The 8,340-nt window shown below is 32.6% G+C and carries 4 protein-coding genes and 1 pseudogene; all 5 read left to right on the forward strand.

All coding sequences use genetic code 11. The features are described 5' to 3' along the window. Positions 1–47 precede the first annotated feature (47 nt). Positions 48–854, forward strand: coding sequence for a glycogen/starch synthase (locus WBQ70_RS09560; protein WP_423913394.1), 807 nt, complete (start codon positions 48–50; stop codon positions 852–854). Between the two features lie 21 nt (positions 855–875). Then, the gene (locus WBQ70_RS09565; RefSeq protein ID WP_423913386.1) at positions 876–2,459 is read left to right on the forward strand and encodes a DUF4270 domain-containing protein; all 1,584 of its coding nucleotides are present in this window, start codon (positions 876–878) and stop codon (positions 2,457–2,459) included. A gap of 11 nt (positions 2,460–2,470) precedes the next feature. Continuing rightward, a complete protein-coding gene (gene glmS / locus WBQ70_RS09570) occupies positions 2,471–4,318 on the forward strand; it encodes a glutamine--fructose-6-phosphate transaminase (isomerizing) (protein ID WP_423913389.1) in 1,848 nt (615 codons plus the stop codon). Positions 4,319–4,606: 288 nt separating this feature from the next. Next, positions 4,607–7,462 (forward strand): TonB-dependent receptor domain-containing protein, encoded by a 2,856-nt coding sequence (locus WBQ70_RS09575; protein WP_423913391.1) that lies wholly within the window; start codon positions 4,607–4,609, stop codon positions 7,460–7,462. 249 nt (positions 7,463–7,711) lie between these two features. Continuing rightward, positions 7,712–8,340: pseudogene (locus tag WBQ70_RS09580) on the forward strand (F0F1 ATP synthase subunit beta); the annotation flags it as partial.

The following is an 8,340-nucleotide window of genomic DNA, read 5'->3' on the forward strand; positions in this document are numbered from 1 at the left end:
GTAATTTTGCATGGTTTTTATTGCCAATAAATAAAGCAAATTACAATATGAAAGACAAGAGGATATTATATGTATCATCTGAAGTGGTGCCTTATCTTGCTGAAAATGAAGTTTCTTTGATGTCTTACGATGTTCCGAAGATGGTAAATGATCAAGGTGGACAAATCAGGATTTTTATGCCTAGATACGGAAATATTAATGAAAGAAGACATCAATTACATGAAGTAATTAGGCTTTCTGGAATGAATTTAGTGGTAAATGACCTAGATATGCCATTGATTATCAAAGTTGCCTCTATTCCAAAAGAAAGAATACAAGTTTATTTTATCGATAATGACGAGTATTTTAAAAGAAAAGCAACTTTTGCTGATGAAGATGGCGTGATGTATCCTGATAATGACGAACGTGCTATTTTCTTTGCTAAAGGTGTGGTTGAAACTGTTAAAAAGTTAAATTGGGTTCCTGATATTATACATGTTCACGGATGGATGGCAGCAATGTTGCCTATATATATGAAGCATTTTTATAAAAATGAAGCTTTATTTTCAGATACTAAAATAGTAACTTCTGTTTATAGTCAATCATTTGATGGAACATTAGATCCTGAAATGATTAATAAAGTTCAATTGGATGGTGTTCCAGCCGAATCTGTTTCAGATCTAAGCACACCCGATTATGAAAATATTATAAAAGCAACCATTAAACATTCTGATGGTATCATAATAGCATCAGATAGTCTTTCTCCAAGTTTAACAAAATTTATAGAATCTTCAGGTAAACCTTTTTTACCTTTCGTCCCTAAAGATACTTTTGCGGAAGCGTATAGTAATTTTTACAATAATGAAATTCTATAATTAAACTTTTTATACCAAAATATGCGTAATAATTCTTTTTTCAAGAGAGTCCTTTTTATTTGTAGTGTTATTCTTTTGTGTTCTTGTGATAAAGATTATAATTCCATTGGAGATGACTTGATAGGAGGAAATCATTTTACTTTTGAAAAGTATTCAGGTACTGCTATCGTATACAATCAAAAAATAAGTGCTATTCAATCCAATAATCAAACGGTAAATCCATTAGGTATTTATGAAGATCCAGATTTTGGAACAACTACAGCTAATTTTGTAACTCAATTGACTTTAGCGTCAGTGAACCCTGTCGTTATTAACCCAACAAATGTTATAGTGGAGAGTGTTGTGCTTTCGATACCTTATTTTGTTGATGCAACTCAAACTGTTATTAATACTGATGGGAGTCATACTTATGTTTTGGACTCTATTTATGGTGGCAGTGTTAATGGTGCTAAGATAAAGTTAAGTGTCTTTCGTTCAGGATATTATTTAAGGAGTTTGGATCCAACAGGAGGATTTGTTAATGCTCAAAATTATTATACAGATCAAAATACAATTTTCAATAATGTTAAAATCGGCAATCGATTGAATAATGATTCTTCAACAAGTCAAAATGATGAATTTTTCTTTGATAATAGTGAGGAAGCAACAACAACTACTGTTGATGGTGTGACGACTACTACCTATGCTCCTCCAGCGATGCGTTTGAATTTAAATAAAGTTGATTTTAAAACGGATATTATTAATGCAGTGGCTTCGGGAAAGTTAATTTCCAATGATGTCTTTAAAGATTATTATAGAGGTCTGTATTTTCAAGTTGAAAAATCAGGTGCATATCCAACAAACTTAGCAATGATGAATTTTGCTGGAGGAACGATAACTATTAAGTATAAAGATGAGACCTCTGCAACTGACGCTACACTAGTTGATAGATCAATCGTACTTAATTTAATAGGAAACACAGTTAGTTTACTAGAACAAACAGATACAAAAACAGGATATGCTAATGCTACTAGTTCAGCTAATAGTACAACAGGAGATAGCAAACTTTATGTAAAAGGAGGCGAGGGGTCAATAGCTATTTTGGATATTTTAGGAAATGGAGAATTAGAATCTTTAAAAAACAAAGGATGGTTAATTAACGAAGCTAATTTGATTTTTCATGTGGATAAAACTACATTTACTGGAATCTACGAACCGCAACGTCTTTATTTATATGATCTAAATAACAACAGACCAATTGTTGATTATTACGATTCATCAACTGGTACTACTGCTAAGAACGGTAAAACCGTTTACGGAGGTTTATTAACAAAAGATGCATCAGGAAATAGTTATTATAAATTTAGAATTACTAATCACGTTCGAAATTTAATTCAGAAGGACTCGATTAATATCAAATTAGGACTTGTTGTGACCGAAGCTATTACAAATAGCACTTCAGTTAAATTAAAACCAGGATCACTAATTACAAATATTACTGAGGCTCCACAAGCTTCTGTAATGAATCCATTAGGTACCATTTTATTTGGAAACAACATTCCTGAAAGTGATCCTAATTATGACAAGCGTTTGAAATTAGAAATTTATTATACTAAACCAAATTAATCTAGATATATATGTGTGGAATTGTTGGATATATAGGCCATAGAGAAGCGTACCCAATTGTAATAAAAGGGTTAAAAAGATTAGAATATAGAGGATATGATAGCGCAGGTGTAATGACCTATGATGGTGAAACGATATCACTTTGTAAAACAAAAGGAAAAGTAGCTGATCTTGAAGAAAAAGCAGATACTGAATGTAATAGTAAAGGTTCTATTGGTATGGGACATACACGTTGGGCTACACATGGTGTGCCAAATGATGTGAACTCTCACCCGCATATATCTAATTCTGGTGATTTAGTTGTTATACACAATGGTATTATCGAAAATTATGCTCCTTTAAAAGAAGAATTAATCAATAGAGGATATACTTTTAAGTCTGATACTGATACCGAAGTATTAGTAAATTTAATTGAAGAAATTCAAAAAAATGAAAAGTTAAAATTAGGAAAAGCAGTTCAAGTAGCCCTTAATCAAGTGGTAGGTGCTTATGCAATTGCTGTATTTGACAAAAAGAAACCTACTGAAATTGTAGTTGCTCGTTTAGGAAGCCCTTTAGCAATTGGTGTAGGTGAAGGAGAGTATTTTATTGCCTCTGATGCATCACCATTTATTGAATACACTTCAAACGCTGTTTATTTAGAAGATGGCGAAATTGCAATTATTAGAAAAGACAAACCATTAAAAGTTAAAAAAATTCAAGATGATTCTACTGTAGACCCTTACATTCAAGAATTGCAAATGAATTTGGAACAAATTGAAAAAGGTGGTTATGATCATTTCATGATGAAAGAAATCTTTGAACAGCCTAATGTAATCAAAGATACTTACAGAGGAAGATTACATGCCGACAAAGGCTTGATTCAGATGGCTGGTATCGAGGATAATTTAGAGCGTTTTCTAAATGCAAAACGAATTATCATTATAGCCTGTGGAACTTCATGGCATGCAGGATTAGTTGCAGAATATATTTTTGAGGAATTTGCTCGCATATCTGTAGAAGTAGAATACGCTTCAGAATTCAGATACCGTAATCCAATTATCAATACTGATGACGTTGTTATCGCTATTTCACAATCGGGAGAAACAGCAGATACAATGGCTGCAATTAAACTAGCAAAAGAAGCGGGTGCTTTTGTATTTGGAGTTTGTAATGTAGTAGGTTCATCTATTTCCAGAGAAACACATGCTGGAGCATATACCCATGCAGGACCAGAAATTGGAGTAGCATCTACTAAAGCTTTTACTACTCAAATTACAGTTTTGACGATGATTGCACTTCGTTTGGCTAAAGCTAAAGGAACATTATCTCATTCAGATTTTCATCGTTATTTATTAGAACTAGAATTAATTCCTGAAAAAGTTCAAGAAGCATTATTAACAAATGATGTCGCTAAAGAAATTGCAGCAACGTTTAAAGACGTTTCAAATTGCTTGTATCTTGGAAGAGGTTATAATTTCCCAGTAGCACTTGAAGGAGCTTTAAAATTAAAAGAGATATCATACATTCATGCAGAAGGGTATCCCGCTGCAGAAATGAAACATGGACCTATAGCATTAATTGATGAGCATATGCCTGTTATTGTAGTTGCTCCGATACAAGGACATTACGATAAAATTGTTAGTAATATTCAAGAAATTAAATCTAGAAGTGGAAGAATTATTGCTATTGTAACCAAGGGAGATACTGAGGTTAGGAAATTAGCTGATTATGTAATTGAGATTCCTGAAACTTCTGATGCATTATCTCCGCTAATTACAACTATTCCATTGCAATTATTATCCTACCATATTGCAGTTTTAAGAGAATGTAATGTTGATCAACCACGTAATTTGGCAAAATCCGTTACAGTCGAATAATAAAAATATAATAGAGCATAAAAAAAACGAGAAATTTCTCGTTTTTTTTATGCTCTATTGTTACACCACATTTTTATCAATAATATAATTTTCATAACAATTTAATATGCACGCATAGTATCTTGATAACAATTTAACTAAAACGTTGGTTTTTAGATGAAAATAAATAACAATAATAGCTTTTTAATTGTCAAAATTATATGTTATCTGACAACAAACGAGGTATTTTATTGTTAATTATTTCTAAAATCCTTATATTAGAGGGGTATAATCAAAAAATTCGTTCCCATGAAAAATTACTTATTTTTTTTATTGCTGTTATTTTGTTGCGTAATTACTGCTCAAAATTCAATAAACGGTTCGGTTATAAACATAAACAACGAACCCGTTCTAGGTGTAAATATTAGTGTTGAAGGCGATAATTCAGGAACAGTAACGGATAGTGACGGAAAATTTATCATCAGATCTTCAAAAAATTTTCCGTGGACTCTTTCTTTATCCTGTATAGGATATGAATCACAAAGAGTAAATGTTATTTCAAAAAATCAAAAAATTAATATCGTATTAAATGAAGAAGAAACTATACTAAATGAAATTGTTATTTCTGCTTCCAGAACTCCGGAACGGATTTTTGAATCTCCAGTTACAATAGAGCGTATGAGCTTAAGAGATATAAAAAAAACTGCTTCTCCAAGTTTTTACGATGGACTTGAAAACATGAAAGAAGTACAAATGAATACCAGTAGTTTAACTTTTAAATCCATAAATACTCGTGGATTTGCTACAGTAGCAAATACTCGGTTTATGCAATTAGTAGACGGAATGGATAATTCTTCTCCTTTGTTAAACTTTGTATTAGGGAATATGATAGGGATTTCTGAAATTGATGTCCAAAGTGTGGAATTATTACCAGGTGCTTCCTCCGCATTGTATGGTGCCAATGCTTTTAATGGCATTATGTTTATGAATAGTAAAAACCCATTTGACTATCAAGGAATCTCAACCTATTTAAAATACGGTCAAACAAGTCAGAAAGCAGCAGGAAATAATGGATTTTATGATTTCGGAATTAGGATGGCACATGCATTTGACAAACATTTTGCTGCTAAAGTAAACATGACTTTCATGGAGGGTACTGATTGGTATGCTACCAATTATGATGACAGAACACGCCAAGGACAAGGAATAACTAGAAGTAATAATAGTTATGACGGGATGAATGTATATGGAGATGAAGCTAAAATATACACCTTAAATCAAGTGGGACAGAGTATGGTTGCCAATGGAAGTTGGGCTACTAATGGTTTGCCTGCCGCGTGGGCAACATCTTTACCTAATGATTATGTAACAAGAACAGGATACAATGAAGTTGATCTAACAAATAATAAAGCGGCAAACACTAAAGTTGATTTTTCTTTACATTTTAGACCCTTGGGAGACGAAAGAGTTGAGGTTATTTGGCAAAGTAAGTTTGGCCTAGGTAATGCTATCTACCAAGGGGCTAATCGTTATTATTTAAACAATTTTTTCATACAGCAACATAAATTAGAAATAAAAGGGAATAATTTTTTTGTGAGAGGCTATACAACCTCTGAGGACGGTGGAAAATCATATGATATGAATTTCACTGGAACACATATTAATGAAATTTGGAAATCAGATCCTACTTGGTATGGAACATATGCCGCTAGTTATGCGGGGGCATATAATAATCCAGCAAGTCCTTTGTTTGGAAACGTAGCAGGATCTAATGATTTTGCAAGAGCAAAAGCAGATGTTGGTAGATTAATTCCAGGAACAACAGCTTTTCAAAATGCATTTAACACCGTTATTGCTGACGCAAGTTCTTTAACAGGTTCAAAATTAGTGGACAATTCTAAAATATACCATTCAGATATTAATTATAACCTTAAAGACCTAATTAAATTCGGAGAAATTCAAGTTGGAGGCTCTTATAGAGAATATCAGTTAAACTCACATGGCAGAATTTACACAGATGCAAACAGTCCAATCAATTATAATGAATATGGTCTTTATACTCAATTACAGAAAAAAATCTTAGATGACAGATTAAAGTTTACAGGTTCTATTCGTTATGATAAAGCACAAAACTTCAAGGGTAATTATTCACCAAGAGTTTCTTTAGGGTATTCAGCTGGAGAAAACAGGCAACATAATTTCAGAGCCTCCTTTCAAACTGGATTTAGAAACCCAACAACACAAGATCAATATATAGGTTTTAATGTAGGTTATGCAGCACTAGTAGGTTCAGCACCTGATAATTTATCAAGATTTACAGAAACATTTAATGTAGCGACTCCTACAGGAATATCTTTTGCTGGAGGCACTACGGCGACTTTAACAGGGTCAAACGCCTACAATAATTCATATACAAAAGAGTCTGTAGTTGGTTTATTGGCAACTGGAGACCCTACATTATTAAAAAAAACAAATGTGGATTTAGTTAAGCCAGAAGAAGTCAAAGCATTTGAGTTAGGCTACCGTTCTCAAATAAATAAGATAACTATTGACATAAACGGATATTATAATGTGTACAATAATTTTATAGGGAACAAAACGGTTTTTGCAACGTATTACGGAGAGGCTCAAGATTCACCAAACTCTGCTGGTGGCGCAACTGACCTAGGAACACAATCGCTACATGCCCTTCAAAATAGTAATTATAGAATATATCAACTATACACAAATACACCTTTAGAAATTAATTCATTAGGAATTGGCATTGGTCTATCAAAAAAATTCTTTGAAAATTATGATATTGGATTGAGTTACAATTATGCGCAACTGGATTATGACCAAGATAAAGATCCAGATTTTGAAACAAGTTTTAATACGCCAAAACATCGTGTAAAATTATCATTGGGGAATGATAAAATGTTTAAAAACTTTGGTTTTAATATAAGTGGTAGATGGTACACTGAATATATGTGGGAATCTACAATGGCTGATGGTCTAATAGCTTCTGCAACTGTAATTGATGCTCAAGTAAATTATGATTTTCCATCAATTAAATCTGTAATCAAAATTGGAGCCGCAAATTTAGGTGGAAAAGAATACACACAAGTATTAGGAGCAGGTGCCATTGGGAGACAGATTTTTGCCTCATTTACTATTAAGCCATAACCATTTATTTATAAAACTAAGCAAAAATCACTTGTTTATGAGAAAAGGAGGTTTCGTTTTTTTTGGTAAATTCTTTGAATTTTATAGTGTGACAAACGATTACTCAAAAAAATGAAGTTATTTATATAAAAAATTATTGATTTTTTGTTTTAAAAAATTATCTTTGCACTCTGAAAAAAGCACCCAATCGATAGAAATTGATTGTTTGTATTCATAAACCTAATTAGCTATTTAATAAATACATAAGTAATGTCAAAAGTAATAGGAAAAGTTGCGCAAATCATTGGTCCTGTAGTCGATGTGGTTTTCAACGGTAAAGATGTTGAACTTCCAAAAATTTATGATTCGTTAGAAATCACTAAAAAAGACGGAACATTGTTAGTTCTTGAAGTACAATCTCACATTGGAGAAAACACCGTTCGTACCATTTCTATGGACTCGACAGATGGTTTGTCAAGAGGATACGAAGTAGTTGGAACAGGAAATCCTATCCAAATGCCAATCGGACCAGACGTGTATGGAAGATTATTTAATGTAATTGGAGATGCAATTGATGGTTTAGGAAACTTGCCAAAAACAGGAGAAAACGGTTTGTCTATTCACAGACAAGCACCTAAATTTGAAGATTTATCAACTTCATCAGAAGTTTTATTCACAGGTATTAAAGTAATTGATTTGATTGAGCCTTACGCAAAAGGGGGTAAAATTGGATTGTTCGGTGGTGCAGGTGTTGGTAAAACAGTATTGATTCAAGAGTTGATCAACAATATCGCAAAAGGTCACGGTGGACTTTCTGTATTCGCAGGGGTAGGAGAAAGAACACGTGAAGGAAATGACTTACTTCGTGAGATGTTAGAGTCAGGAATTATAAAATACGG

The organism is Flavobacterium sp., from assembly GCF_049590715.1.
Taxonomy (GTDB): domain Bacteria; phylum Bacteroidota; class Bacteroidia; order Flavobacteriales; family Flavobacteriaceae; genus Flavobacterium.